The following is a 24788-nucleotide window of genomic DNA, read 5'->3' as shown; positions in this document are numbered from 1 at the left end:
AAAGTATATAATCATAGGTTCTGACTTTTTTGATAAAAAGATTCGTCACCAACTACATCAAGACCATCAGGGATTTTTCCCCCAACGCCCGTCTTTACCTGCAGGCCAATTTTCTGATAGGTTTGGGCTACGCCATGGTCGGGGTGATCTTCAACCTCTATCTGAAAGAGGCCGGTTTCCAGGAAGGGTTCATCGGCGGGATGCTTTCCTTAAGCGGGCTGGCTTTTGGCCTGTTCGCCATCCCGGCCGCGATGTACTCGGACAAGGCCGGCCGCAAGCGTTCGATGCTGGGGGCCAGTTTTCTGGGCAGCCTGTTCCTGCTGGTCCGGGCCCTGACGGTCAGCAAGGGCTTGCTGGTGGCTTCCAGCTTCCTGGGAGGACTGGCCGTCACCGTCTACACCATTTCCACCGCGCCGTTCATGATGGAGAACAGCCGGCCGGGCGAGCGGACCTACCTGTTCTCGCTTTCCTTTGCGGTGACCCTTTTGGCCGGGGTGCTGGGAAGCCTGGCCGGGGGCAAGCTCCCGGAGATCCTGGGGCTGCTGATCAAAAACCCGGACGGACTTTGGTTTTACCGGATAACTTTGGTGGCCGGATCGGCCATGGCCTTTGCCTCGCTGTATCCCCTGTCCCGGATGACCGAGATCCCGGCCGCCGGGAAGGACGAGGCCGGACCGATCTGGGGCGGGAACAAGAAGGACTGGGAGCTGATCGGCAAATTCTCCTGGTGCAACCTGTGGGTGGGGCTGGGGGCGGGTCTGGTGATACCTTTCTTCAACCTGTATTTCGCCCAGAGGTTCCATTCCACCAGCGGCCAGATCGGGGTCTATTTTTCGGTGGCCCAGGTGGCCACCGCCCTGGCGGTGATGGCCGGGCCCCAGCTGGCCAGGAAGATGGGCAAGGTCAAGACCGTGGTGCTGATGGAGCTGCTGTCCCTGCCGTTCTTAGTGACCCTGGGCGCGGTGGACAACAGCCTGATCCTGGCGGTACTGGCCTTCTGGATGCGGGCCAGCCTGATGCAGATGTCTTCCCCCATCGGCAACGCCTTTACCATGGAGGTGCTGCCCCAGAAAATGCGGGCCACCGCCAACAGCATCACCGCCATGGCCTGGAACCTGTCCTGGGCACTGTCCACCGCCTTCTCCGGCTGGATGATGCAGCGTTACGGTTACTCGGTGCCTTATTACCTGACGGCTTTCTGCTACGCGGTCTCGGCCGTTTCCTATTACCTGTTCTTCGTCAAAGTGGAAAGAAACATGGCCCGCAACCCGGGCCAAACACCGGCACTGGTTTTGGGAGGATTGTCCAATGGCTAAACTAACCCTGGCCCTGATCGGGGCGGGAAAGCTGGGAACCAGCCTGGCCCTGGCCCTGCACCAGAAAGGTTATCAGATAATCGCGGTGGCCGATGTCAATGAAGGGGCCGCCCGGGAAGCGGCCCAGGCGCTGGGGGCTCCGCTGGCCACCGCCGATCCGGACGCCGCCGGCAAAGAGGCTGACCTGGTGATCCTGGCCGTGCCGGACTCGGCCGTCAAAACCGTGGCCGAAAACCTGGCCGCCAAACAGGCCTTTAAAAAGGGACAGATAGTATGCCATACCTCGGGCTTTCTGCCGTCCGGGATACTGGTCTCGCTGAAGCTGTTCGGGGTCTTTACCCTGTCGCTGCACCCCTTCGTCAGCATCGCCCGGAAGATGCAGGCCGGCAGCCTGGCCGGGGCTTATTTTGCCCTGGAGGGCGACGCTGTGGCGGTGGAGCAGGCCCGGGAAATGGTGGCCGCGCTGGACGGTTTCTCCATCACCATCAAACCACAGGACAAGGCGCTTTACCACGCGGCCGGGGCCATGGCCTCGTACCTGGCGGTGGCGCTGTGGCTGGGCGCGAAACAGGCCCTGATCAAAGCCGGGGCGGACGAGGAATCGGCCGGGCAGATGATGGCCGGCATGGTGCATAGTCTGGAAGGAAACATAAAACTGAACGGCCTGACCGGGTCCCTGACCGGACCCGTCATGCGGGGGGATCTGGCCACGGTTCAGGGGCATCTGCAGGCTCTGAAAAACTGGGGCGGCCCCTATGAGCAGATCTACCGGATGCTGGGTCAGGACGTGCTGGAAAAGGCCAAAGAGCAGGGTTTAAGCGCGGAACTGACCCAGAAATTGTCAGCGGTATTAGAAGGGAAAAATTAACCGGGCCGGAGGCATTTCCCAAGCCCAAAAAACAACAATCCCGGGCAGTTCCCTTCATGCAAATGGCTTCCAGATAAATTGTAAGTTTTTCTGTTTTTACTATTGACTTTGGCAATATAACTATTTATAATTGCAAGATTAAGGTTAAAAATGAAATTTCGATTATTTATAACAGCCCTCTTGTCTGCAGCGGTGATTTTTGGCTGCGACCAAAAGCAGGAATCCACCGAAACCCAGACCGAGGGGCGGATAGTGGTGGCCGGCTCGGACGGGGCGGTAAAGATGATGCGCCGTCAGTCCCAGCGCTTCATGGCCCTTTACCCGAAGTCCGAGATAGTGGTTGTGGGCGGTGGCTCCAAGACCGGAATAGTGGCCCTGAACGAGGGACGGGCCCGGATCGCGGTTGTATCCCGCGACCTGACTGTCGAGGAAGATTCCATCATCCGGCTGAACGGGGGAAAAGCCAAAGGCTACAAGATCGCCCACGACGGCCTGGCGGTGATAGTCCATTCGCAGAACCCGGTCCGTCAGCTGACCTTTGAGCAGCTGGAAAAGATATTCACCGGAAAGGTTTCGGGCTGGTCGTTTGCCGGAGGCAGTCTGGGAATGCTGGCCGTTATTCCCGGACCCAACCTGGGGTCCTGCGAATATTTCCAGAACCTTGTGCTGAAGGGATCCCCATATTCCCAGAAGGCTTATCCCTGCAGCACCAACTCTCAGATCGTGGAAATGGTAAAGAAATATCCCGGAGCGGTCGGGCTGGTTCCAATGTCATATTTATACGGCAATTGGGATGTCTGGCCGCCGGTCAAGGAGATGGGGATCAAGGCGGTGGCAGTGGGGCTGGTCGGGGAAAGCGGATTCTTTCTACCCAACCAGAAAACGGTCAACGAAGGCAATTATCCTTTGACCCATCCCCTGTATCTCTATGTCAACGAAACTCTGGAGCGGACATACGCGGACGGCAGATACAGCCTGGCCCACGGTTTCATCACTTTTGTCTCTTCCAACGACGGACAGCAGATACTGGCCAAACAGGGCCTGGTCCCGTCCACGGTCCCGGTGCTGATCAAGCAGTAATATATTTTGAACTATTTTTTTTTAAGACAGGATTAACATGATTCACCGGACTAATTCTAAAAAATCCTGTAAATCCTGTCAAAGTCCCCCGTTTTAAGGGTTGGCCTGTCTCAGGGATTCATAGATAATCAATCTTTTTCAATTTATAACGGAGAGATAAAATGAAAAGCCAGCAACATCTTTGGCGGGTGCTGTTTTCCATCTCAATGGCCTTGGTGCTCCTGTGCGGATGTGCCACTACCGGCCAGGCTGCAAAAGTAAAGGCTGAAGACCTGTTGATCCAGGCCCAGGCCGCCGACCAAGCCGGGGAATACGACCAGGAAATGGCCCTGCTAAGGCAGGCCATCACCGTCAAGCCCAAGATGGCCGAGGCTCACTACCGGCTGGGCGCTCTGTATCTGGACCGCAGCATGTACGACGAGGCCATCGGCAGTCTTAAGGTGGCCCTGGTGCTGAAACATGACGGCGCCCAAAAAGCTCTGGCCATCGCCTATTTCAAGGCCGGCAAGCTGGACGAGGCCGAAGCACTGTACAAGGAAATGCTGGTCAAAAACACCAACGACATGGACCTGCGTTACCGGCTGGGAAACATCTACCTGGCCAAGGGCATGCTCAACGAGGCCGGGGCCGAATACCGCCAGGTGTTGCAGATGGACCCCAATAATGGCGGGGCCCACAACGGTCTGGCCAATTTGTATTACCGGCAGCGGAAGTTCGAGGACGCCATGTCCGAATACCTCCAGGCCATTCAGATGAACCCCAACCTGGCCGAGGTTAACCTGGACCTGGGGAACGCCTATTACGAAAAGAAGCAGTATGTCCAGGCGGCAAATTATTTCAAAAGATACACCGAACTGGCGCCCAAGGATGCGGTGGGATATTTTATGCTGGCCAAGGCATATCAGGTGCAGAAGGATTCATCTCTGTTCCCCCAAGCCATCGCCATGAGCGAGAAGGCGGTAAAGCTGGATCCCAATAACGACGGGGCCTGGTACCTGCTGGCCAGCCTGAACCGCGACCTGAAGAACTACGACCAATCCGCCCAGGCCTTCCGCAAGGCACTGGAGCTCTCCCCGGTGGATGCCGACCGCTGGTACGAAGCCGGCAAGGTCTACCAGAAGCTGGGGAACACCTACTGGGACGCCAAGGACACTGTTTCCGCCCAGGCGGCCTTCAATTCGGCCATAGAGTCCTACGACAAGGCCTGCGAACTCGATCCCTCCAAGGTGGAAAGCAGCTATTACGACAAGGCTACCTCCTATTACCAGGGAGGGAAATACGATCTGGCAATAGAGTGGTTCAAGCGGAGGATCAAGCAGAACCCCAAGACCGCTTACGGCGCATGGTTCAACATGGGCAACACTTACTCGGTCAAGGCCCAGTCCCTTAAGAACTCCAAAAGTCCCGAAGCCAAGGCTCTCTACCTGGAGGCCCTGAACTGCTTTGCCGAGGCCCGCAAGCTGAAGATGGAAAAGAAGACCAAGCCCGACCGTGAAGTGGTGCCGGTGATGGAATCGGTGGCCCAACACTACTACTTCATTTACAAGAATTTCAAGGAATCCAAGTACAAGGTGCTGACCAAGACGGAATGCAATGCCATTTTGAAGATCGATCCGGGCAATCAGACCGCCAAGGCCATTCTGGCCGACATGGCGCCCAAGATCGAGGTCTGGGATTAAAGCATATTTACAAACTGAATAAAAAAATAATTTTAAGGAGGACCAGAACATAAGGAGGATCATTTTAAAACAGTCATCCTAATTGGTTCGGTAGCCAGGCAGGCTTGGCAATTCTCACCACAAGTAAAGACACCGGGGGCAAGTTTGGTTGCCCCAAAATAACGGCTCTTTGAATCATAGAGTCAAAAAAACAAATACAATTTTTTAGGGAGGAAATTTTTAAATGTTAAAAGGACTTGCCGAAGCTCCTTTCATAGTCAAAATACTTGTAATGGGAGTGCTTCCAGCCGTGGTGGCCCTGGGCCTGGGTCTGGCCCTGGCCTTTTCCAAGAAGATGGGTCTGGTCACATTGTTCCTCTATCTGATCGGCGGGGCCGTGGCTTACGTGATATTCAACACCCTGCCCAAATACGTCCGGGACGGCGGACCGATAGTGATGGTGCTGATCCTGCTGCTGGTGCTGTTGATCACCTACGTAATCGAGAGATCTTTTACTCTGGCCCGGGCCCGGGGCGCCAAGCCCATTCCGGTGTTCATGCAGGAATTTAGGGAGCACCTCCGTTCGGGCAACCTTTCCCTGGCCATCGCCGCCTGCGAATCCCAAAAGGGATCCACCGCCAACGTGTTGCGGGCCGGCCTGGAAAAGCACATGGCCGTGCAGAACAGCGACCTGACCCCGGATAAGAAACACGCCGAGGTCCAGCGGTCCATAGAGGAAGCCAACATGCTGGAGACCCCGCTGCTGGAGCGCAACCTGATAATGCTGACCACCATCGCCTCCATCGGCACCATGGTCGGTCTGCTGGGAACCACCGTCGGCATGATCCGGTCCTTCCAAGCCATGTCCAACGCCGGCGCCCCTGACGCCTCACAGCTGGCCCTGGGCATCTCCGAGGCCCTGATCAACACCGCCGGCGGCCTTCTCAACGGTATCGGCGGCATCGTGGCCAACAACTTCTTCATGAACAAAGTGTCCCAGTTCCAGTTCGCCACCGATGAGGCGATCTACGAGATGCAGCAGCTTCTGACCATAGGAGAAAAATAAGATGTCGGTAAAGATGAAACGTCGGGCCAGAATCGTCATGGATATGACCCCGATGGTTGACATCGCCTTTCTGCTGGTAATCTTCTTCATGTCCACTTACAACGCCAGGCCCCCGGTCACCGTGGATGTGGTGCTGCCGGAGTCGCGGTCGCCCTTCAAGGTGCCGGAAGCTAACGTGATGATGGTGAATGTGCTGGCCCCGGAAGAAGCCAAGGCTTTAGCCGAAAGCATCGGGCCCACCACCCTGGTCACTTTGATCAACAACATCCGGGAAGCCTCATTGCAGCCTGGGGCTACGGTGGAGATGCTTAAGGGCATGAGCGGAACCCTGATGCCGCTGGCCTCCCCGGAATTGCTGATGGATATCGTAAAGTCGCCGGGCAAACCGTTAAGCCGGGGCCGGGCGGCCGAACTGGCCATCACCGAGGTGCGGCGTCACGGAAGCTTCATTACCAAACTGGCCAAGCAGGAGATAGCCTCCTTAAAGCCGGAGCAGATGAATGCTAGGATCGACAGCATGATGATCTGGTATGCCACCGGGCGCGACGCCTCACAACCCCTGCCTCTGGACCAGGTGGGCGGGACGGTGGTGGAGGAGCGCATCCGGAATCCTAAGCTGATGATGGTGATGATGGTGGACAAGAACTGTCTCTCCGGCAAAATGCTGGACCTGACCAAGATATTGCAGAAAGAGGACGTCAACATGCTGAGATTCAGCTTAGTTACTAACCTTAAAACTGACGCCAAAGATACCTTTGGCGAGGAAGGGAGGTGATGGCATGGGCGCAGTAGACATGGGGCCACAAGAAAGCGGTAAAAAGGGCCCCGGACTTCGAAAACGCAAAGGCCGGCCGGGCATAGTCATGGATATGACGCCGATGGTGGACATAGGCTTTTTGCTGGTGATCTTCTTCATGACCACCACCAGGTTCCGGGAACCCCAGGCCATCGAGATCAACCTGCCGCCGGAGATTGCCACCGAAACCGCAAAGCCGGTCAAGGAATCCAACGTAATGACCATCAATATAATGGGCGATGGCACCATTCTGCAGAACATAGCCAACGATGTGCCAGCCCCGGTAGCTTTCGATTCTCTGGATTACCTGGTCTCAAAGGTCAAGCTGGATAATCTCAATAAACAGCCGGCCCACATAGATGGCCGCACCGGAATACAGTATGAAAGCGGTTCCGAGTTTCTCCAGCGCTATAAGACCTTCATGGACAAGAATAAGGACAAGGACATTCCCCGTACGGTACTGGACAGCCTGAACAAGGTACGGGACGAGAAGATCTGCCGCCTGACTGTGCTGATCAAGGTCAGCCGCGAAAGCAGCTACAACAATGTGGTGGCTGTAATGGATGCGGTCCAGCAGAACCAGGTGGCCCGGTTCTCCATCACCGAGCAGACCCCGGAGGACCTCAAAGCCATCGAGGACGCTAAAAAGAAGGCCGGCCAAGTCAAGAAAGGAGGCAAGTAATCATGCAAGTAACAGCTGAAATACTTTTGCCTGTGATCGGGGCGCTGGTGGGCACATTGATAGCCACCTTCGTGGTAATGATTCAATCCAGGCAAACGGCGGCCATAGGATTCGGGGTGAAGCAGTCCAAGATCCTGATGCCGCTGAACCTCAAGAAATCCATGCTGCTGACCTTGTCATCGTCGCTGATCCTGATACTGGCCGGGCTTTCCTACTTTGCTGTTAACGCTTACATTGAAGCCCACAAACCGGTAGTGGAAGCCCCGATGGTCAAGATCACCTACAGCCAGCTGGGAGCGCCGCCTTCCCTGACCGGGTCCGACGTGGCCCAGGAGAAGATATCTGCGACCGCTCCGGGAGCGGCTCCCACCCAGGGCGTTCCCAAGCCGGTGCCGGATGAACAGGCTGGCGACGAGGACGCCGCCACCCAGTCTCAGATGGGCGCCATGTCGGCCGGTCTGGCCACCACCGGCGAGGCCACGGCCACCGGGGCTACGGTCGGCGAGGAGGAAGCTTACGCCGGCAAGGGTGAGTTCAAGGCAATGGAGAAGACCCCGGAGATAGTTAAAAAAGTAGCTCCGGTCTATCCCTCCATGGCCAAGCAGAGAGGTTCGTCGGGCAAGGTGATATTATACCTTCTGATTGGTACCGACGGCCATGTCCGGCAGGCTGACATTGCAAAATCCTCTGGATTTGACGATCTGGACGAGGCGGCAGTAGCAGCGGCCAAACAATTCATTTTCACCCCGGCCGTTGCTCCGGGCGGCAAGACGGTCCCAGTTTGGGTGATGTATCCAGTTACTTTTTCCCTGAATGATTAATTGAGTTCATGGTTTTTTTGCCCCGGACAGAACGTTGTTTTGTTCGGGGCATGTTGCATAAGCTTGCGGGCTTTTTAACATCACCCTGCCTTGTGGCATCCCTCCCCTCGAGGGGAGGGATAAGGGAGAGGTTAAAAATAACTAAAACATAATGTTCATTCAACCTTTAACCCAGGAGAACAAATGAAAAGAACGATCCTGCTGCTGGCTTTGGTTTTAACGATATTTAGCGGCCGGGCCCAGGCCAAGAAATTTGCCACTCTGGTCACCGAGTTCGGAGACATCAAACTGGAGCTGGCCACCAAGAGCTCGCCCAAGACCGTGGCCAACTTCATCGCCAAGGCCAAGGCCGGGGCCTTTGACGGGACCACCTTCCACCGGCTGGTGCCGGGTTTCGTGATCCAGGGCGGGGACCCGCTGTCCAAGGACGCCGACCAGACCAACGACGGTTTCGGCGGCGACAAGATGGGGGTGGAGCCCAGAAAACTTTCCAACAAGCGGGGCACGGTGTCCATGGCCTCGTCATCGCGCAAGCAGCCGATAGCCGACCAGTCCGATGCCCAGTTCTTCATCAACCTGGACGACGGATGCGCCCGGCTGGACGGCATGGGATTCATTCCGTTCGCCCGGGTGGTGAAGGGGATGGAAGTGGTGGATACCATTGCCAAGCAGCCCCGGGACGAGAATGACCGGCCGCTGAAGAATGTGGTGATCAAGAAGGTGGTCATCAGCGAGGGGAAACAATAGTCCGCAGGTTTCCGGTAAAAGGCCGAAGCATAAGCTTCGGTCTTTTATATTACGATTATTCCACTTTACCTCTTGACAAACGGCAAAAAATAGTGTATTATATGGTTGTATTAGTCAGGTAAATATTTTAACCCTTTAATCTGGTCCTGTGAGGCCAGGAAGGCTTTATTCATGAAAACCGTAATACATCGACCTCTCGGACCCACGCTGCAAAGCGCGAGACGGGAGGTTTTTTATTGCCTCCGGGGCTTAGCCGGCCACAGAGACACCTAGGCACAGTGGGGGTCATAAAACTTACTGATTAAATATTCTGGTATTAAGTAAAAGGAAACTCTGTGTCTCTGAGCCACTTCGGCAAACTCAGTGCATCGCTCTGTGGCAAAATAATCGGACCAACACTATTTTTTATAATAAATACCGGGAGGAAAGATGACCAAGCAAAAAGCCGTCATCATGGACGACCAGCAGATGGAGCGGGCCCTGGTGCGGATATCCCACGAGATCCTGGAGCGCAACAAGGGGGTGTCCGAGCTGGTGATCGTGGGGATCAAGCGGCGGGGGGCCACTTTGGGGAAATTCATCGCCAAGACGTTGAGCGAGATCGAGAAGACCACAGTGCCGTTCGGGGCGCTGGACATCACTTTTTACCGGGACGACCTGCAGACCATAGCTCACCAGCCGGTGGTCAATCCGACCGAGATCAGCTTTGACCTGACCAACAAAGTGGTGGTGCTGGTGGACGATGTGCTGTACACCGGACGCACGGTGCGGGCGGCCATCGACGAACTGCTGGATTTCGGGCGGCCCAAGCGGATAGAGCTGGCGGTGCTGATAGACCGGGGTCACCGGGAACTGCCGATCAAGGCCGATTACGTAGGCAAGAACGTGCCCACCTCGCACACCGAGATCATCGGGGTCAGGACCGTGGAAGAGGACGGACAGCAGCAGGTGATAATAAAGGAGATGGACAATGAAGTGGACTAAGAAAGACCTTTTGGACCTGGAGTCATTGAACCGGGAAGAGATCTCCATGGTCCTGGACACCGCCCGAAGTTTCAGGGAGATCCTGGACCGGCCGGTGAAAAAAGTTCCGATCTTAAGGGGCAAGACCGTGGTCAACATGTTCTTCGAGCCCTCCACCCGGACCTCGGCCAGCTTCGACATGGCGGCCAAGCGGCTGATGGCCGACACCGTCAACATCTCGCCCAAGACCTCGGCCGTCCAGAAGGGCGAGACCCTTTTGGACACCGCCCGCAATTTGGAAGCCATGAAGATAGACCTGGTGGTCATCCGCCACATGTCGTCCGGCGCGCCGCACTTTTTGGCCAGCCGGATCAAGTCCGGGGTGATCAACGCCGGGGACGGCCAGCACGCCCATCCCACCCAGGGGCTGCTGGACATGTTCACCATCCGGGAGAAGCGGGGCCAGCTGGAAGGCCTGAACGTCCTGATCGTGGGCGACGTCACTCATTCCCGGGTGGCCCGCTCCAACATCCACGGGCTGATCAAGATGGGGGCCAGGGTCTCGGTCTGCGGGCCGTCCACCCTGATCCCGATGGGCATCCAGGAACTGGGCGTCAAGGTCTGCTACGACCTGGACAAGGCTTTGGCCGAGGCCGACGTGGTCAATGTCCTGCGGCTGCAGCTGGAACGTCAGAAGAAAGGGCTGCTGCCCTCCTTGCGCGAATACTCCCAGCTGTTCTGCGTCACTGGTGAACGCCTGAAAAAGGCTAAGCCCGGCATCACTGTGATGCATCCCGGTCCCATGAACCGGGGGGTGGAGATCGAACCGGCGGTGGCCGACGGAGCAAGCTCTGTGATCCTGGATCAGGTGACCAACGGAGTGGCGGTGCGGATGGCCGTGCTTTATTTACTGAGCGGAGGCGAGGGCTCGCTTTCGGAAGCCATTAAGAAGGAGGCATAAAGATGAAAGAATTAAAGATACAGAAACTGGAAGGCACAGTCATCCTTAAGAATGGACGGGTGATAGATCCGGCCAACAAGCGGGACGAGGTCACCAATCTCGTGATCATAGACGGAAAGATAGAGAGCATCGGCAAAGCCGGGGAAATTGACCCCAAGGCCCAGGTGATAGACGCAACGGGGTTGGTCATCACCCCGGGATTGTTCGACATGCACGTTCATTTCCGGGAACCGGGCCGGGAGGATGAGGAGACCATCGAGACCGGGTCCCGGGCCGCTGCCGCCGGAGGTTTTACCGGGGTGGCCTGCATGCCCAACACCACGCCGGTGGTGGAGAATCAGGGGATAGTCCAGCTGGTTAAGTCAAGGCAGACTGCCTACTGCGGGATCTACCCCGTCGGGGCCGTCACCAAGGGGCTGGAGTGCCAGGAGCTGGCCGAGATGGGCGACATGTTCCATGCCGGGGCGGTGGCGGTCTCGGACGACGGCAAGCCGGTCACCAACTCCAACCTGATGCGCCGGGCCCTGGATTACTGCCGGATGTTCGACATCCCGGTGATCTCCCACTGCGAGGACGTTTTCCTCTCGGCCGACGGGGCCATGAACGAAGGGGCTTTGGCCACCCGGCTGGGCCTGCGGGGGATACCCAACGCCGCCGAAAGCTCCATGGCCTATCGCGACGCCCAGCTGGCGGCCCTGACCGGGGGCCGGCTGCACATAGCCCATGTCTCCTGCGCCGAGACGGTGGACGTGGTGCGCCAGGCCAAGCGCCGGGGCATTAAGATCACGGCCGAGACCTGCCCCCACTATTTCACCCTGACCGAGGAGGCGGTGAAGGGCTACAGCGAGATGACCAGGGTCAACCCGCCGCTGCGGGGAAAGGCCGATGTCCAGGCCATCCTGGAGGGCCTGAAGGACGGCACCATCGACTGCATCGTTACCGACCACGCCCCCCACTCCCACGAGGAAAAGGAGGTGGAGTTTGACCAGGCCCCCACCGGGATGATCGGGCTGGAGACCTCGCTGGGCCTGTGCTGGACCAACCTGGTGGAGACCGGCGTCCTGACCCCGTCGCAGCTGGTGGAAAAGATGTCGCTCAATCCCCGGAACATCCTCAAAATTGGAAATGGTTCGGCAGCCGGACATGGGGCCGGTCTCACCACAAGTGGTAAATTGGAAATCGGGAAAATGGCAGATCTGACGGTCTTCGATCCCAAAGCCAAGTGGACGGTAGACCCGGAGGAGTTCTTCTCCAAGAGCCGCAATACCCCTTTCAAGGGATTCAACCTGACCGGAAAGACAGTGATGACGGTGTTGGACGGCAGCATCATAAGGACATAGAAATAATCGCCACGGAGACACAGAGGCACAGAGGTTTTAACCGATACAGTTAGTAAATTCCATCACCTTTGTGTCTTTGTGCCTTTGTGGTAAATAAAAAAGGAGGAAAAACCATGTTGTTCATCTTTTCGCTGGTGGTGTTCGGGCTAGCCCTGTATTCCCTGGTCTCGGCCAACAGCAAGCTAAAGCAATACAACGAGACCTTCCGGCAGGGCCGCACCATTTCCCTGTTGCTGGCGGTGGTCTTCGGGCTGATCGCCTTCACTAGGTTCCTGACCGTGATCCCGGCCGGAAATGTAGGCGTGGTGGACTTCTTCGGCAGCGTCTCGGAAAAGACCCTGAGAGCCGGGATCAACTTCCGCAACCCCTTCGCCCGGATAACCAAGATGTCCATCAAGACCCAGCAGGCCTATGAGGACATGGAGGTGCCGTCCAAGGAGGGCCTGACCATCAAAATCTCCATCAGCTGTCTGTACCACCTGGATCCCGAAAAGGCAGCCGAGGTCTACAAGACGGTGGGGCCCAGTTACGAGGAAGTGATCCTCAGACCCCAGTTCCGCTCGGTCTGCCGGGGGGTGACCGCCGGCTACGAGGCCAAGGCCCTCTATACCTCGCAGCGCGAGGTGCTGGCTAAGACCATCTACGAGGACCTGGTGAAGCTGGTGGCGGCCAGGGGGGTTATAGTGGAAAGCACTCCGCTGCGCAACATCGACCTGCCCCGCAAGGTGACCGACGCCATAGAGGACAAGCTCAAGGCCGAGCAGGAGAGCCAGCGGATGGAGTTCATCCTTACCAAAGAGAAGCAGGAGGCCGAGCGCAAAAGGATCGAGGCCAAGGGCATCTCCGACTTCCAGAACATAGTAGCCCAGGGCATTTCCGAGCCGCTGCTCCGCTGGAAGGGGATCGAGGCCACCGAGAAACTGGCCTCTTCGCCCAACGCAAAGGTGGTGATCATCGGCTCGGGCAAGGACGGACTGCCGGTGATACTGGACACAAAGTAGGGAATTGGAATCCAGCTTAAGCAGATTAATACTTCTATTTATGTGAAATTTCCACAAAGACAATTTAGAGGAGTGAGGGCAATAATTTATTGACAAAACCGTGTTATTTTATTATAATAAAGAAAATAGTAATTATAAGACTTTATAATAATTGCATCATATGAGCAAACTTGATGAAGGAAAGAGGTATTGTAAAGGCAACCATATAACTTTATAACTTTATTTGAGGAAAAAATGTTTCAAAAATCACCGTTATTTAAAAGCATTTCGTTATTTTTGGTGGCGTGGTTATTGATTCTACCAACATTGAGTTTTGCTCAACAAAACAATGATGTTGAACTGGGAAGATCGGCGGGTGAAGCGGATGCTTTGAGTCAAAGCACAGCCACCTGGTTTCTTCTTGGTTGTCTTCTGGGTGTTGTGGGTTGGTTGATTGCCTATGTAGTTGAGCCAAGTCCCAATAGTATAAATTTATTGGGTAAAACTCCAGAATTTGTTGCCGGTTATACCGCCGGTTACAAAGAGAAGTTAAAGAGCAGAAACACTTCTTCAGCAATGACTGGTTGTTTGGTTGGTACAGTTGCATCTGTTTTATTTTATGCTTTAACCTATTCTGAAAGTTCTACAACAAATTAACGGCATCCAACAAGCAATAAAATGGGTAGGGTATTAAAGTACCCTACCCATTTTATTCATAAAAATAATAAGTATAATGAGCATTAAAACAGTTTTATTGCTGCTGGTAGCGCTATTCGTTAGCCTTTTTATGGGAAGTGATTGCATCGGTCAGAAAATTGAGTGGCTGAATTTTGATTTCAACCTCGAGAAGGTGCATAATGGCACCGAGGAAATAATCTCTGGCACTGTTTGGTATCACAAGCCGTATAATGTCGTGGTAAAAACTAAATCACCTACAATCCAATATATGATATTTGATAGTACTTCCATGTTGATTTTTTACCCGGGTGTTAAAACTGGATATAAATACATATATAAGAATTTTAAATCATTGCCATTTCTAGATATAATCTTACATACTGTCAATAATAGAATTGGCTTATCAGAAATAGGATATACAATAAAGAAAACATATAAAAGTCATGATTCACTTTATATAACTTGGGAGCCGGGAGGCAAACTGAAGGGTATATTGGGGCCGGCTCAAACAATACATGTGGATAGGCTGTTAAGTAAAGTGGAATTGCGGGAAATCAATTTTAAGAATTATTCACAATTCCATTTTGACGAATATAGAAAGATAAACGGAGTTGATTTTCCATTATCTGTAAATACTGAAACGAAAAAGAGCGGAGCCATCTATTATGAGCATATTATGATCGAAAACGTAAGTATAAACATACCTATTCCGGAAAGTGTCTTGAATGTATATCCTGAAGGTAACATTAAGATAGAGGTTGTTAAATGAAAAATGTCGTACTTGCTTTAACGATCCTCATTGTTTGCTGTCCGATTATTACTTGTGCTGGGATGCACGGAGGGGGATCATTTATCGATGACATTAATTTTATAAGCCCAGTAAATAACAAAGGGACAAATGATTCTATCATTGTGAGAAAACAAAAACCCTTCGAATATTCGGAAATGAAAATAATTAGCATAGGATTAATAAAGTACTATAAGTCATTCATCTCTAGCCAGGATAGGCCCAGTTGCGTGTTCTTTCCATCCTGTTCATCCTATGGCATGGAATGCATAGAGCGATTCGGCTTGATCAAAGGGTCAATAATTATTTCTGACAGGCTGCAGCGTTGCCATAGTTTGGGTATTAAATATTACGATATAGATTCATTGGGCAGAGCAAGTGACCCCCTTCGTAAATAACTGTATTTTTCGGGAGAATTATTCTAATGAACCAGGTAAAATTCTATTTATCGATCCTGTTTTTATTATCGTATACCGGCATATCGTTGGCGTTTGAAAATCGACCATATGATTATGTGCAGTTTGGGGACTTTCTGTGCAATGAGAAAGACTGGGAAGCCGCTATTATTGAATATCAAAAAGCAATACTATTCACCTTGGATAGTAATTCTGCATTGATTCATTATAAAATAGGTCGTTGTTATGATGAAATGGGTAATGGACAGAAGGCGATTGATTGGTATAAAAGGAGCATCGGGTATTCATCAAAAGACAGTAACTCAGATTCAGTTATATATAAGATCGGATTTATCTATTACAAAACATGCAATTACGACAGCGCAAAAGCGTTTATGGGAAAAATTGACAAAGGCAATCATAATATAAAGCAACAAAGTGCTTTACTTGACGCTAAAATGTATTTGAAGGAAAATCAAATATTTATGGCAAGCAGATACAATATCGATTACAATCTGAAGATAGATACTCTTATTAAACTGGGTGATGAGTTGCCTGCGCGAAACAGAGCAGTATCTGGCATAATGTCTGCAATTATCCCTGGGACTGGGCGTATCTATTCCGGAAGGCTTTACGACGGCGTATCCTCTATGATAATGTGCGGAACTCTTGGGTTTCAGGCCTACCGCTACTTTGAGGAAGAAGGTTCAAATTCAGCAAAGGGGTGGGTTATGGGATTGATAGGGGGTGTATTTTATCTTGGCAATATTTATGGTTCCATAAAAGCAGCAGATGAATATAATAACCGACAAAGATTGAAATATAATCAAGCAATTGATGATTACAACGGTGTTTATGATGACAACTAGAAGAGTATTGATAATGTCACTCCTATTGTCTCTATTGCAAGGCATATGTCTATCAAATGAACATGATGCAGATAAGCTTATTTCTTGCGAAATATACAGGGAAGCTATCACTGAATATAAACGAATGATATATTTAGGCGATACGACAAAAGGTTCAGATTATATCCATTATAAAATTGCGATATGTTACTCCTACTTGGGTAAATATGATGAGGCAATGAGTCATATGAATAACGCTTTGAGCATTTGTAATAAAGACAGTTTGAAAGATGCAATATATTTTACGATGGGTTTAATATATTTAAAATCCGACAAACCTGTAAATGCTGAGTTTGAATTTATTAATTTGGCCAATTTTACAGACAATGACTCCTTAGCATTTAAAGCAAAAGTATTCCAGAGCATTTGCTTGTTAAAGCAAAATAAATTTGACAAGGCTATGGGTATATTGAAATCATTGGGTAATGACAGCCTTTCAATGATGATCGATTCGATAACGCCTCCCCAACTGGGGAACAGTGCTAAAAATAAATATCTATCCGCATTGATCCCTGGATTTGGGCAAATCCTCGGCGGAAGTTACGGAAAAGGAGTGAATGCGTTTGCGTTAAACGCATTTTTCATGGGCACTGTATATCATTCATTATATCACAAAGACTATTGGGAGTTAGTATTAACAACATTGCCTTGGGCCTATAGGTATTACAGTGGGAATATTTATCAGGCTGGCAAGATATTCGATGACAACAACATTAGAACAATGGAAAAATATCAAAGTGAAATACTGAATATAATAGCGACCATGCCTTTATACTAAAAGAAAAGAAGGGCGTTGCTGTCGTAACATGGTATTGCGTCTTATGAACGGCTTTAACCAGGCCGCTTTTTTCATTAAGGGATCTTTTGTCAAATAAGTGTTAATAAACGAAAAAGCATTGAAATATGTGTTCATCTCTGGTAAAATCCAAGTTAGATAATAAACCACGGTCTTATTATAAGACCGTATAAAAGATGAACTCAACCAGATTATGAACAATTATCTGATCATTGCATTGGCTGGCGGGGCAGCCGCTCTGGTATTTGCTTATTTCAAGGCCTCCTGGGTGAACCGGCAGGACCCGGGCGACGCCAAGATGAACGTCATCGCCGGGCACATCCGGGACGGGGCCATGGCCTTCCTGAAGCGGGAGTACCGGGTGCTGGTCCTTTTCGTGGTTGTAGTGGCGGCCTTGCTGGGATGGATGAACTTCAGCCAGACAGGCTCAAGCCCTCTGGTGGCGTTGTCCTTCGCCTTCGGAGCCTTCTGCAGCGGACTGTCCGGCTATTTCGGGATGAAGGTGGCCACCAAGGCCAATGTCCGGACCACCCAGGCCGCCAAGACCGGATTGCCCAAGGCCCTGATGGTGGCCTTTTCCGGCGGCACGGTGATGGGAATGTCGGTGGTGGGACTGGGGCTGGCCGGTCTGGCACTGTTGTTCCTGCTGTATACCAAGGTCCTGGGCTTCGGCACAGGGGATGAGTTCCAGATGTCCCGCCTGCTGTCGGTGATCTCCGGCTTCTCTCTGGGCGCCTCCTCCATAGCCCTGTTTGCCCGGGTGGGCGGCGGCATCTACACCAAGGCCGCCGACGTGGGGGCCGATCTGGTGGGCAAGGTCGAGGCCGGGATCCCCGAGGATGACCCTCGCAACCCGGCGGTGATCGCCGACAACGTGGGCGACAACGTGGGGGACGTGGCCGGGATGGGGGCCGACCTCTTCGAGTCATACGTGGGGGCGATAGTTGGGGCCATGGTGTTGGGGGTTTTCTACGGCATCAACCTGGTGATGCTGCCTTTGGTGCTGGCCGCCCTGGGGATCATCGTTTCCATCCTGGGAACCTTTGCGGTCCGGATGAAGGGCAACGGCGACCCACAGCAGGCTCTGAATCTTGGAACCTTCGGAGCCGGAGGCCTGGCTATAGTTCTGATGTACCCAGTGACCAAATGGCTGGTGCCCCAGGCCGTCAATTTCAGCAGCAACCCCACCGGCACCCTGAAGGCACTTACTGCTGGGGGGATCTTCGGCGCAGTGGTGGTGGGCTTGCTGGCCGGGATCGCCATCGGCCTGCTGACCGAACACTACACTTCTGAATCAAAACATCCGGCCCGCAGCATAGCCAAGCATGCCCTGACCGGGCCGGCCACTGCCATCATCGGCGGGCTATCCCTGGGAATGATGTCCACCGCCCTGCCGGTGACCTGCCTGGCTGTGGCCATAGTGGCGGCCTACAAGTTCGCCGGGTTATACGGCATCGCCATTGCCGCACTGGGGATGCTTTCCACCACCGGGATCCAGCTGGCGGTGGACGCCTACGGCCCCATCGCCGACAACGCCGGGGGCATAGCCCAGATGAGCCGCCAGGGGCCAGAGGTCCGGGAGCGTACCGACAGGCTGGACGCGGTGGGCAACACCACCGCCGCCATCGGAAAGGGTTTTGCCATCGGTTCGGCCGCCCTGACGGCCCTGGCGCTGTTCTCGGCCTTTCAGGCCGAGGCCGGCATCAAAACCATTGACATCTCCCGGCCCGAGGTCATCGCCGGGCTTTTCATGGGGGCCATGCTGCCATTCCTTTTCAGCTCCATGGCCCTAAAAGCAGTGGGGGCTGCCGCCTTTGACATGGTGGCCGAGGTGCGCCGCCAGTTCAAGGAGATCCCCGGATTGCTGGAAGGGAAAGAAGGAGTGGAGGCCGATTACGCCAAGTGCGTGGATATTTCAACAGCGGCGGCCATCAAAAAAATGATCCTGCCCGGCCTGCTGGCCGTGGTTTCGCCGGTGGTCTTCGGCCTGTGGAATATAGAAGCCCTGGGCGGGCTGCTGGCAGGGGTCACGGTCAGCGGGGTGCTGCTGGCCATCTTTATGTCCAACTCCGGCGGAGCCTGGGACAACGCCAAGAAGCACATTGAAGGCGGGGCCCACGGCGGCAAGGGGTCCAACGCCCACATGGCCGCGGTGGTGGGCGACACGGTGGGAGACCCCTTCAAGGACACGGCCGGCCCGTCGCTGAACATCCTGATCAAGCTGATGAGCGTGGTGGCGCTGGTGATAGCCCCGTTCCTGAGATCCCTGGGGAAGTGAATCACGACTTTTCACGGGCCCAGACAGGATAAACATGATTAACGGATTTAATTTTTGTTGAAGAGATCAAGGTAAATTTTGATAAACGAAGTTGAGATAAAAAGGCGGATGATCCGCTGGTGGTTCAACGTGACCTCCAGCGTGGTGGTGATTCTGTTTGGACTTTCCCTGCTGGTCCTGCGCTACCTGCTCCACAAAAACCCAGCGGGGGAGCAGTTTTGGCCTTTGGTAGGCTTGGTCCTTGGTTATGGGGTCATTCGGCTGGGGTTTCACCTGTGGCGCAAGAGGCATTTGTTTGATGATTTGGAGGATGAAGAAACAATTAACAATGAACGGTAAACAGCAAGCAGTGTCTCAACTCAGCACAAGGAGTGTCAAATGCGTACGCCCATTATCGCCGGAAATTGGAAAATGTATAAAACTTTGGACGAAGCCAGGTTATTGGCAGCGGGCATCGTTGAAAAAGTTAAAGGCTCTCAAGATGTTCAAATGGTTTTATGTCCGCCTTTTACCGCCCTGCCGGAGGTATCGGAGATCGTCAAAAATACAAGAATAGAACTGGGTGCCCAGAACTGCCATTATCAGGAAAAGGGGGCCTTTACAGGCGAGGTTTCTCCCAAGTTTTTGCTTGACTTTGGATGCAAATATGTTATAATTGGCCATTCTGAGCGCCGTCAATATTTCGGTGAAGACGACGCTCTAATCAATAGGAAGCTCAAAGCCGTCATGGGCTTTGGGTTGTGTCCGATTTTCTGCATTGGCGAAACCCTGGATCAGCGCAATCAGAAACAGACCTTCGATGTCTTAAAGGGCCAGGTGTTAAAGGGTCTGGAAGGCATTAGCCTGTCCGACCCGCTTAAAATGGTGCTGGCCTACGAACCGGTTTGGGCCATCGGTACCGGGGTCACCGCCACCAAGGAACAGGCCCAGGAGGTCCACCAGTACCTGCGGAAGCTTCTCTCAGAAATATGGGGGAGAGAGACCGCGGACGGCGTCAGGATCCAGTACGGCGGCAGCGTCAAGCCGGAGAACATTGCCGAGCTGATGGACCAGCCCGATATCGACGGAGCGCTGGTGGGCGGGGCCAGCCTTGATCCGGAATCGTTTTCCAGGATAATAAAGTTCAAGCGATAAAGCATCCTCCATTTTGAAAGGCAAGACAAAAGTGTACAATCTGCTACTCATCATTCACGTGATAGGCTGCCTGCTTTTGATCGGAATAGTATTGATGCAGACCGGCAAGGGCGGACTGGGTTCGGCCATGGGTGGAGACACCGAGCAAATGTTCGGAGGCCGGGGCGCCGCCCCGTTCCTGACCAGGGCCACCACCGTGCTGGCTGTGATGTTCATGCTGACCTCGCTTTCCCTGTCCTTCATGTCCGGGCGCCAGGCCAAGGCCCGCTCCGCCATCGAAAAATCCCTGCAACAGGGCCAAACGGCCCCGGCCCAGCCGCAGGAACAGCCCGCCCAGCCGCTGCCGGGCGGCACCAAGTAAAAACAATTCAGGCCATCATAAAGAAGCATTAGGAGAAATTAAAACACCATGTATGCAGTAATAGAATGCGGCGGGACCCAGGTCCGGGTCTTCCAGAACGCCAAGGTCAGGATCCCCCGGATCGACGCCAAGGAAGGCGAAAAATATAAGATAGAAAAGATACTGCTGGTCTCCAACGGCCAGGATATCGTGGTGGGTTCTCCCACCGTCAAGGACGCCGTGGTGGAAGCCACCGTGGTCGGACACCCCCGTTCAGCCAAGATAGTGGGCATGATTTACAAACCCAAAAAGGACTACCGGCGCCACTGGGGCGCCCGGACCCATTTTACCGAACTGTTCATCGAAAAGGTAAGCCATCCTACGGTCAAACCGCTGGAGAAACTGGCCCGGCCCGGATCCGCTAAAAAGAAGGCCGTAAAAAAAGCCCTGCCTAAAAAGGCGGCGGCCGAAAAAATAGAAACCAAATCAGCCAAGACCGAACCGGCCAAGCCGGCCGCGGTTAAGGGAGGAAAGAAATAATGGCACATAAAAAAGGTTTAGGCTCTTCCAAGAACGGCCGTGACAGTAATTCCCAGCGATTGGGAATAAAGGTCTTCGGCAACCAGAAGGTCCTGTCCGGTGCGGTGCTGGTCCGGCAGCGGGGCACCAAGTTCTATCCCGGCACCAACGTGATGCGGGGTACAGATGACACACTGTTCGCAGTGGCCGAAGGATATGTCCATTTTGAGCCCAAAGGAAGACAGCATAAACAAATAAGCGTCCATCCCGAACTAAAACTTCCGGCGAGCAAATAGCTCGCCTTTTTTTTACTCCGGGGAAAAGTCCGTACTTTTCCGCCATGGTCAGGCTTTTCCTTCGCCAGCGGTTCCGGCCTTAAAGGCGGATGTTAATCAAACGATCCTGACAATTATTGGATTTATGATAGATACCATCATCTTTGACGCCGACGGCGTGATCCTGGACAGCGAAAAGCTGTGGGACAGGGGGCAGGAGGAGTTCCTGAAACGTCGGGGATTCAAATACGAACGGGACAAGTTGAAGCACCTGATGACCTCCACCTCGCCGGTCGAGGGCGTGCTGGTGATGCAGAAACACTATGGTTTTACCGGGGATCCCGGCCTCCTGGCCCTGGAGAGGATAGAGATAGTGAGAAATCTGTTCCAGGATGAACTGACCCTGATGGCCGGTTTTCTGGAATATTTCAATTCCATAAAAAACACCCACAAGACCTGCATCGCCACTTCTTTAGACAACGAACTTTTGACCATTGCCGACCGCCGGCTTGGCCTGGCCGGGCTGTTCGGCCCCAATATCTATACCATCGCCCAGGTGGGGCACAAGGGAAAACCCGATCCGGCCATTTTTCTATATGCCTCTCAACAATTGGGCTCCCGGCCGGAGCAGTGCCTGGTGATAGAGGATTCGCCCTACGGCATCACCGCGGCCAAACGGGCCGGGATGCGGTGCATCGGCCTGGCCACCACCTACGGGCAAGAGATGCTTTCCCAGGCGGACGTTGTGGTCCAGAGGTTCGATCAGATAAAGAACCAGTACTAATAAACGGCCGGGGCCGGTTTCCCTCTTGCAAAAACAGGACAAAAGATTTATAATGAAAAATCCTGGTCTCAAGCCAGATGGATATTTATCGCTTCAGAAAAATTCTGGGGAACAGAGGCGGAGCCATATTGAGCAGTAAAATCAATATCCAATAAATTAAAAGGAGTTTCAGGCACTATGGACATCAGAAAAGAGCTGGAGGTGGCGGGCATCAAGACCACCCAAAACATCTACCGCAACCTGCCGGCTTCGGTTTTGATAGAGAGATCGCTGGCTGCCGGAGACGGCATGCTGGCCTCCAACGGAACCCTGGTGGTCAAGACCGGGGAACGGACCGGGCGCTCGCCCAACGACAAGTTCATAGCCGAGGAACCGTCCATCAAGGACCAGATTGCCTGGGGCAAGGTCAACGTCAAATGTCCGCCGGAGCAGTTTGACAGGCTTTTGAAAAAATCCCACGACCACCTGAAGGACAGGGATATATATGTTTTTGACGGCTTTGCCGGCGGCGATCCCAAGTACCGGCTGGCGGTGCGGGTGATTACCGACACCATCTGGCACGCCCTGTTCGCCAACACACTGTTCATCCGTCCCACCGCCCAGGAACTGGAAAACTTTGTGCCCGGTTTTACCGTGATGGGCTGCGGCAGCCTTAAGGCCGACCCCAAGGCAGACGGCACAAAATCAAATGTTTTCGTGGGGGTCAGTTTCGAAAAGAAGGTCAACCTGGTGATCGGCTCGATGTACGGTGGCGAGATCAAGAAAAGCATCTTCACCATCATGAACTATTTGATGCCCCAGCACAACGTATTCCCCATGCACTGCTCGGCCAATGTGGGCAAAGACGGGGAAACCGCATTGTTCTTCGGCCTCTCCGGCACCGGCAAGACCACCCTTTCGGCCGATCCCAATCGCCGGCTGATCGGCGATGACGAGCACGGCTGGTCGGATCAGGGGATATTCAACTTCGAGGGAGGTTGTTACGCCAAGGTCATCAAGCTCTCGGCCGAAGCCGAGCCCCAGATATTCAATGCCATCCGGTTCGGATCACTGCTGGAGAATGTGGTGGTGGACCCGGATACCCGGCTGATAGATTACAACTCCGATGCCATCACCGAGAACACCCGGGCCACTTATCCGGTGGAGCACATACCAAACTGCGTGATCCCGGGAGTTGGCGGGCATCCCAAGAATGTGTTCTTTTTGACCTGCGATGCCTTTGGAGTGCTGCCTCCCATAGCCAAGCTGACCCCGGCTATGGCCAGCTACCACTTCCTTTCTGGCTTTACCGCCAAATTGGCCGGAACCGAAAGCGGCGTCACCGAGCCCCAGCCCACTTTCTCCACTTGCTTTGGTGCGCCCTTCATGCCCCTGCAACCGACAAAATATGCCGGGATGCTGGCCCAGTGCCTTTCCCAGCATAAGGCTAACTGCTGGCTGGTGAACACCGGCTGGTCCGGCGGCCCGGTGGGAACCGGAAAAAGAATGAAGATCGCCATAACCCGGGCTTTGCTGACCGCAGCCTTGGATGGCAATTTGGAGAAATCAAAGTTCACCGCCGATCCGATCTTCAACATTCTGGTTCCCGACTCCTGTCCCGGGGTCCCATCCGAGGTACTTGCCCCAAAGAATACCTGGGCCGATAAGGCAGCCTACGACAAAAAAGCCAGGGAGCTGGCCGCTATGTTCGCCAAGAATTTTGAGCAGTACATAAGCTACGCTTCCAAAGAAATTCAGGAGGCCGGCCCCAGAGCCTGATCCAAAATCATTCGGCCGGGAAGATGGAAAACGGTTTTCCGTCTTCCCGTTTTCGTAACCCCGCAAAAAAACATATAACCGTAAGCGCGACCAATGAGGACTATCGGAATAATTCCGGCCCGTTACGGGTCCACCAGGTTTCCCGGTAAACCACTGGCCAATATCCAGGGACGGCCCATGATCTGGCATGTATACCAGCGCTGTCTTAAAGCAAAATCCCTAGATCAACTGCTGGTGGCCACCGATGACAGAAGAATATATGACTGCGTCACAGATTTCGGCGGCATGGCGGTGATGACATCCAAAAAACACAAGTCGGGCACCGATAGGATAGCCGAGGCCTTGAAGAAACACGAGGCTCGAAGCTCAAAGTTCGAAATCATCATTAACATCCAGGGCGACGAACCCTTGATGGACCCCAAAGCCATTGATCTTCTGGCCAGGGCGATGAAGGTCAATAGAAAACCGGAGATGGCCACATTGGTTGGCAGTTTCAGGGATGAAAAGGACCTGTTGAGTCCCAACACCGCCAAGGTGGTGGCGGATGAGCTAGGTAATGCCATGTATTTTTCCCGGTCGGTCATCCCAGTAAGCCGGGAAGGTTCTCTCAGGCTAACTAATTACCTGAAACATATTGGTATTTATGCCTACCGCCGCGATATCCTTTTCAAACTGATATCCTGGTCCCAATCTGCCCTGGAAAAAACCGAGAAACTTGAACAGTTGCGGGCTCTGGAACACGGGGTGAAGATAAAGTTGATAAACACCAGTTATCGTCCCACAGCGGTTGATGTTCCGGCAGATCTGACCCGGATAAACAAAACATTAAGATGGCAATCTTTTACTTGACATTGAGGT

The 24788-nt window shown here is 53.4% G+C and carries 27 protein-coding genes; all 27 read left to right on the top strand.

Annotated features, from left to right (window positions below):
• Nucleotides 1-29: 29 nt before the first annotated feature.
• The 27 genes from HZA73_10350 to kdsB all read left to right on the top strand — a co-directional run bounded on the left by HZA73_10350 (nucleotide 30) and on the right by kdsB (nucleotide 24779).
• A complete protein-coding gene (locus tag HZA73_10350; GenBank protein ID MBI5806430.1) occupies nucleotides 30-1316 on the top strand; it encodes an MFS transporter in 1287 nt (428 codons plus the stop codon).
• Nucleotides 1309-2184 carry a prephenate dehydrogenase/arogenate dehydrogenase family protein gene (locus HZA73_10345; protein ID MBI5806429.1) on the top strand — a complete coding sequence of 292 codons (876 nt, stop codon included), beginning with the start codon at nucleotides 1309-1311 and terminating at the stop codon, nucleotides 2182-2184. The genes HZA73_10350 and HZA73_10345 overlap by 8 nt, the downstream gene beginning before the upstream one ends.
• Before the next feature lie 150 nt (nucleotides 2185-2334).
• A complete protein-coding gene (locus HZA73_10340; protein ID MBI5806428.1) occupies nucleotides 2335-3264 on the top strand; it encodes a PstS family phosphate ABC transporter substrate-binding protein in 930 nt (309 codons plus the stop codon).
• Between the two features lie 161 nt (nucleotides 3265-3425).
• On the top strand, nucleotides 3426-4943 hold the full coding sequence (locus HZA73_10335) for a tetratricopeptide repeat protein (GenBank protein MBI5806427.1): 1518 nt from the start codon (nucleotides 3426-3428) through the stop codon (nucleotides 4941-4943).
• Nucleotides 4944-5166: 223 nt separating this feature from the next.
• Nucleotides 5167-5988: a MotA/TolQ/ExbB proton channel family protein gene (locus HZA73_10330; GenBank protein MBI5806426.1), complete on the top strand. Its 822-nt coding sequence runs from the start codon at nucleotides 5167-5169 to the stop codon at nucleotides 5986-5988.
• Between the two features lies 1 nt (nucleotide 5989).
• Entirely contained in the window at nucleotides 5990-6763 is a 774-nt protein-coding gene (locus HZA73_10325) for a biopolymer transporter ExbD (protein ID MBI5806425.1), read from the top strand.
• Between the two features lie 4 nt (nucleotides 6764-6767).
• Complete coding sequence (locus HZA73_10320) at nucleotides 6768-7466, top strand: biopolymer transporter ExbD (protein ID MBI5806424.1); 699 nt, start codon at nucleotides 6768-6770, stop codon at nucleotides 7464-7466.
• A 2-nt stretch (nucleotides 7467-7468) separates the two neighbouring features.
• Nucleotides 7469-8287: an energy transducer TonB gene (locus tag HZA73_10315; GenBank protein MBI5806423.1), complete on the top strand. Its 819-nt coding sequence runs from the start codon at nucleotides 7469-7471 to the stop codon at nucleotides 8285-8287.
• A 183-nt stretch (nucleotides 8288-8470) separates the two neighbouring features.
• Nucleotides 8471-9034 (top strand): peptidylprolyl isomerase, encoded by a 564-nt coding sequence (locus tag HZA73_10310; GenBank protein MBI5806422.1) that lies wholly within the window; start codon nucleotides 8471-8473, stop codon nucleotides 9032-9034.
• 429 nt (nucleotides 9035-9463) lie between these two features.
• Nucleotides 9464-10018, top strand: coding sequence for a bifunctional pyr operon transcriptional regulator/uracil phosphoribosyltransferase PyrR (gene pyrR, locus HZA73_10305; GenBank protein MBI5806421.1), 555 nt, complete (start codon nucleotides 9464-9466; stop codon nucleotides 10016-10018).
• Entirely contained in the window at nucleotides 10005-10958 is a 954-nt protein-coding gene (locus tag HZA73_10300) for an aspartate carbamoyltransferase catalytic subunit (GenBank protein MBI5806420.1), read from the top strand. The genes pyrR and HZA73_10300 overlap by 14 nt, the downstream gene beginning before the upstream one ends.
• Before the next feature lie 2 nt (nucleotides 10959-10960).
• Nucleotides 10961-12298, top strand: coding sequence for a dihydroorotase (locus HZA73_10295; GenBank protein ID MBI5806419.1), 1338 nt, complete (start codon nucleotides 10961-10963; stop codon nucleotides 12296-12298).
• Between the two features lie 113 nt (nucleotides 12299-12411).
• Nucleotides 12412-13299 carry a prohibitin family protein gene (locus HZA73_10290; GenBank protein ID MBI5806418.1) on the top strand — a complete coding sequence of 296 codons (888 nt, stop codon included), beginning with the start codon at nucleotides 12412-12414 and terminating at the stop codon, nucleotides 13297-13299.
• Between the two features lie 234 nt (nucleotides 13300-13533).
• Nucleotides 13534-13935 carry a hypothetical protein gene (locus HZA73_10285; GenBank protein MBI5806417.1) on the top strand — a complete coding sequence of 134 codons (402 nt, stop codon included), beginning with the start codon at nucleotides 13534-13536 and terminating at the stop codon, nucleotides 13933-13935.
• Between the two features lie 76 nt (nucleotides 13936-14011).
• Nucleotides 14012-14725 carry a hypothetical protein gene (locus HZA73_10280; protein ID MBI5806416.1) on the top strand — a complete coding sequence of 238 codons (714 nt, stop codon included), beginning with the start codon at nucleotides 14012-14014 and terminating at the stop codon, nucleotides 14723-14725.
• A 176-nt stretch (nucleotides 14726-14901) separates the two neighbouring features.
• The gene (gene yidD / locus HZA73_10275) at nucleotides 14902-15141 is read left to right on the top strand and encodes a membrane protein insertion efficiency factor YidD (protein MBI5806415.1); all 240 of its coding nucleotides are present in this window, start codon (nucleotides 14902-14904) and stop codon (nucleotides 15139-15141) included.
• Between the two features lie 26 nt (nucleotides 15142-15167).
• On the top strand, nucleotides 15168-16007 hold the full coding sequence (locus tag HZA73_10270; protein ID MBI5806414.1) for a tetratricopeptide repeat protein: 840 nt from the start codon (nucleotides 15168-15170) through the stop codon (nucleotides 16005-16007).
• A gap of 13 nt (nucleotides 16008-16020) precedes the next feature.
• On the top strand, nucleotides 16021-16824 hold the full coding sequence (locus tag HZA73_10265) for a tetratricopeptide repeat protein (GenBank protein ID MBI5806413.1): 804 nt from the start codon (nucleotides 16021-16023) through the stop codon (nucleotides 16822-16824).
• A 211-nt stretch (nucleotides 16825-17035) separates the two neighbouring features.
• Nucleotides 17036-19120 carry a sodium-translocating pyrophosphatase gene (locus tag HZA73_10260; GenBank protein MBI5806412.1) on the top strand — a complete coding sequence of 695 codons (2085 nt, stop codon included), beginning with the start codon at nucleotides 17036-17038 and terminating at the stop codon, nucleotides 19118-19120.
• 78 nt (nucleotides 19121-19198) lie between these two features.
• A complete protein-coding gene (locus HZA73_10255; protein ID MBI5806411.1) occupies nucleotides 19199-19459 on the top strand; it encodes a hypothetical protein in 261 nt (86 codons plus the stop codon).
• A gap of 39 nt (nucleotides 19460-19498) precedes the next feature.
• Nucleotides 19499-20254 carry a triose-phosphate isomerase gene (locus tag HZA73_10250; protein MBI5806410.1) on the top strand — a complete coding sequence of 252 codons (756 nt, stop codon included), beginning with the start codon at nucleotides 19499-19501 and terminating at the stop codon, nucleotides 20252-20254.
• Between the two features lie 31 nt (nucleotides 20255-20285).
• Nucleotides 20286-20615 carry a preprotein translocase subunit SecG gene (secG, locus tag HZA73_10245; protein ID MBI5806409.1) on the top strand — a complete coding sequence of 110 codons (330 nt, stop codon included), beginning with the start codon at nucleotides 20286-20288 and terminating at the stop codon, nucleotides 20613-20615.
• Between the two features lie 48 nt (nucleotides 20616-20663).
• Nucleotides 20664-21134, top strand: a complete 471-nt coding sequence (rplU, locus tag HZA73_10240; protein MBI5806408.1) for a 50S ribosomal protein L21 — start codon at nucleotides 20664-20666, stop codon at nucleotides 21132-21134.
• On the top strand, nucleotides 21134-21409 hold the full coding sequence (gene rpmA, locus HZA73_10235) for a 50S ribosomal protein L27 (protein MBI5806407.1): 276 nt from the start codon (nucleotides 21134-21136) through the stop codon (nucleotides 21407-21409). The genes rplU and rpmA overlap by 1 nt, the downstream gene beginning before the upstream one ends.
• 124 nt (nucleotides 21410-21533) lie before the next feature.
• Nucleotides 21534-22172 (top strand): HAD family phosphatase, encoded by a 639-nt coding sequence (locus HZA73_10230; protein ID MBI5806406.1) that lies wholly within the window; start codon nucleotides 21534-21536, stop codon nucleotides 22170-22172.
• A gap of 177 nt (nucleotides 22173-22349) precedes the next feature.
• On the top strand, nucleotides 22350-23930 hold the full coding sequence (pckA, locus tag HZA73_10225) for a phosphoenolpyruvate carboxykinase (ATP) (GenBank protein ID MBI5806405.1): 1581 nt from the start codon (nucleotides 22350-22352) through the stop codon (nucleotides 23928-23930).
• 93 nt (nucleotides 23931-24023) lie between these two features.
• Entirely contained in the window at nucleotides 24024-24779 is a 756-nt protein-coding gene (gene kdsB, locus HZA73_10220) for a 3-deoxy-manno-octulosonate cytidylyltransferase (GenBank protein ID MBI5806404.1), read from the top strand.
• Nucleotides 24780-24788: the final 9 nt, after the last annotated feature.

Source organism: candidate division TA06 bacterium (genome assembly GCA_016235665.1).
In the GTDB taxonomy this organism is placed as follows: Bacteria; Edwardsbacteria; AC1; order AC1; family EtOH8; genus UBA5202.
This window is presented reverse-complemented; position numbering and strand designations above follow the sequence as displayed.

What these genes read in the sequence shown, in the direction of transcription:
- HZA73_10345 (MBI5806429.1), top strand. Translation starts at nt 1,309, where the DNA reads ATGGCTAAACTAACCCTGGCCCTGATCGGGGCGGGAAAGCTGGGAACC.
- HZA73_10340 (MBI5806428.1), top strand. Translation starts at nt 2,335, where the DNA reads ATGAAATTTCGATTATTTATAACAGCCCTCTTGTCTGCAGCGGTGATT.
- HZA73_10335 (MBI5806427.1), top strand. Translation starts at nt 3,426, where the DNA reads ATGAAAAGCCAGCAACATCTTTGGCGGGTGCTGTTTTCCATCTCAATG.
- HZA73_10330 (MBI5806426.1), top strand. Translation starts at nt 5,167, where the DNA reads ATGTTAAAAGGACTTGCCGAAGCTCCTTTCATAGTCAAAATACTTGTA.
- HZA73_10325 (MBI5806425.1), top strand. Translation starts at nt 5,990, where the DNA reads ATGTCGGTAAAGATGAAACGTCGGGCCAGAATCGTCATGGATATGACC.
- HZA73_10320 (MBI5806424.1), top strand. Translation starts at nt 6,768, where the DNA reads ATGGGCGCAGTAGACATGGGGCCACAAGAAAGCGGTAAAAAGGGCCCC.
- HZA73_10315 (MBI5806423.1), top strand. Translation starts at nt 7,469, where the DNA reads ATGCAAGTAACAGCTGAAATACTTTTGCCTGTGATCGGGGCGCTGGTG.
- HZA73_10310 (MBI5806422.1), top strand. Translation starts at nt 8,471, where the DNA reads ATGAAAAGAACGATCCTGCTGCTGGCTTTGGTTTTAACGATATTTAGC.
- pyrR (MBI5806421.1), top strand. Translation starts at nt 9,464, where the DNA reads ATGACCAAGCAAAAAGCCGTCATCATGGACGACCAGCAGATGGAGCGG.
- HZA73_10300 (MBI5806420.1), top strand. Translation starts at nt 10,005, where the DNA reads ATGAAGTGGACTAAGAAAGACCTTTTGGACCTGGAGTCATTGAACCGG.
- HZA73_10295 (MBI5806419.1), top strand. Translation starts at nt 10,961, where the DNA reads ATGAAAGAATTAAAGATACAGAAACTGGAAGGCACAGTCATCCTTAAG.
- HZA73_10290 (MBI5806418.1), top strand. Translation starts at nt 12,412, where the DNA reads ATGTTGTTCATCTTTTCGCTGGTGGTGTTCGGGCTAGCCCTGTATTCC.
- HZA73_10285 (MBI5806417.1), top strand. Translation starts at nt 13,534, where the DNA reads ATGTTTCAAAAATCACCGTTATTTAAAAGCATTTCGTTATTTTTGGTG.
- HZA73_10280 (MBI5806416.1), top strand. Translation starts at nt 14,012, where the DNA reads ATGAGCATTAAAACAGTTTTATTGCTGCTGGTAGCGCTATTCGTTAGC.
- yidD (MBI5806415.1), top strand. Translation starts at nt 14,902, where the DNA reads ATGAAAATAATTAGCATAGGATTAATAAAGTACTATAAGTCATTCATC.
- HZA73_10270 (MBI5806414.1), top strand. Translation starts at nt 15,168, where the DNA reads ATGAACCAGGTAAAATTCTATTTATCGATCCTGTTTTTATTATCGTAT.
- HZA73_10265 (MBI5806413.1), top strand. Translation starts at nt 16,021, where the DNA reads ATGTCACTCCTATTGTCTCTATTGCAAGGCATATGTCTATCAAATGAA.
- HZA73_10260 (MBI5806412.1), top strand. Translation starts at nt 17,036, where the DNA reads ATGAACAATTATCTGATCATTGCATTGGCTGGCGGGGCAGCCGCTCTG.
- HZA73_10250 (MBI5806410.1), top strand. Translation starts at nt 19,499, where the DNA reads ATGCGTACGCCCATTATCGCCGGAAATTGGAAAATGTATAAAACTTTG.
- rplU (MBI5806408.1), top strand. Translation starts at nt 20,664, where the DNA reads ATGTATGCAGTAATAGAATGCGGCGGGACCCAGGTCCGGGTCTTCCAG.
- rpmA (MBI5806407.1), top strand. Translation starts at nt 21,134, where the DNA reads ATGGCACATAAAAAAGGTTTAGGCTCTTCCAAGAACGGCCGTGACAGT.
- HZA73_10230 (MBI5806406.1), top strand. Translation starts at nt 21,534, where the DNA reads ATGATAGATACCATCATCTTTGACGCCGACGGCGTGATCCTGGACAGC.
- pckA (MBI5806405.1), top strand. Translation starts at nt 22,350, where the DNA reads ATGGACATCAGAAAAGAGCTGGAGGTGGCGGGCATCAAGACCACCCAA.
- kdsB (MBI5806404.1), top strand. Translation starts at nt 24,024, where the DNA reads ATGAGGACTATCGGAATAATTCCGGCCCGTTACGGGTCCACCAGGTTT.